1 protein-coding gene is annotated in these 763 nt (G+C 70.9%); it reads left to right on the top strand.

The features are described 5' to 3' along the window. A partial coding sequence (locus LG395_RS40910) for a condensation domain-containing protein (protein WP_225814663.1) occupies positions 1-763 on the top strand: 763 nt, incomplete at both ends.

Below are 763 nucleotides of genomic sequence, written 5' to 3'. Positions count from 1 at the left end.
CGACTTCGCGGTCTGGCAGCGCGAGCGGCTCGCCGGTCCCGAGGCGGAGCGCCACCTCGCCTACTGGCGCGAGCGCCTGGCCCGGGTGACACCGCTCGAACTTCCCACCGACCACCAGCGTCCGGCACGGCCGAGCGGCGAGGGCGATGTCGTCACCTTCTCGGTGCCGCGGGAGGTGGCGGAGGTGCTGCGGTCCACGGCGAGCGGGCAGGGCGCGAGTCTGTTCATGGCGCTACTGTCGCTGTTCCAGATCGTCCTGGCGCGTTACTGCCGTCAGGACGACATCGCGGTGGGCACCCCGATCGCCGGCCGTAACCGCGCCGAGACCGAGGACCTGATCGGTTTCTTCGTGAACACGCTGGTCCTGCGCACCGACCTGTCCGGCGACCCGACGTTCACGGAACTCCTCGACCGGGTCAAGGACACCGCCCTCGGTGCCTACGACCACCAGGACCTGCCCTTCGAACGCCTCGTGGAGGAGCTGGCTCCCGACCGGGACCTGTCCCGCAACCCGCTGTTCCAGACGATGTTCGTGCTTCAGGCGCCCGGCAGCGCGGAGGGCCGGGCGTGGGAGCTGGAAGGCACCCGGACCGAGGCGGTCGAGATCGAGCGGGGTGTCGCCAAGTTCGACCTGACGCTCACGGCGGCCGAGTCGGCGGACGGACTGCGCGCGGTGCTCGAGTACCGGACGGATCTGTTCGAGCGGGCGACGATCGAGCGTATGGCCGGCCATTTCGCCACCCTGGCGGCGTCGGTGGCGGCC

The sequence above is a fragment of the Streptomyces spinosus genome (assembly GCF_020400655.1).
In the GTDB taxonomy this organism is placed as follows: Bacteria; Actinomycetota; Actinomycetes; order Streptomycetales; family Streptomycetaceae; genus Streptomyces; species Streptomyces argyrophylli.
Note: the sequence above shows the minus strand (reverse complement) of the source record. Positions and strands in the feature narration are given on the sequence as shown.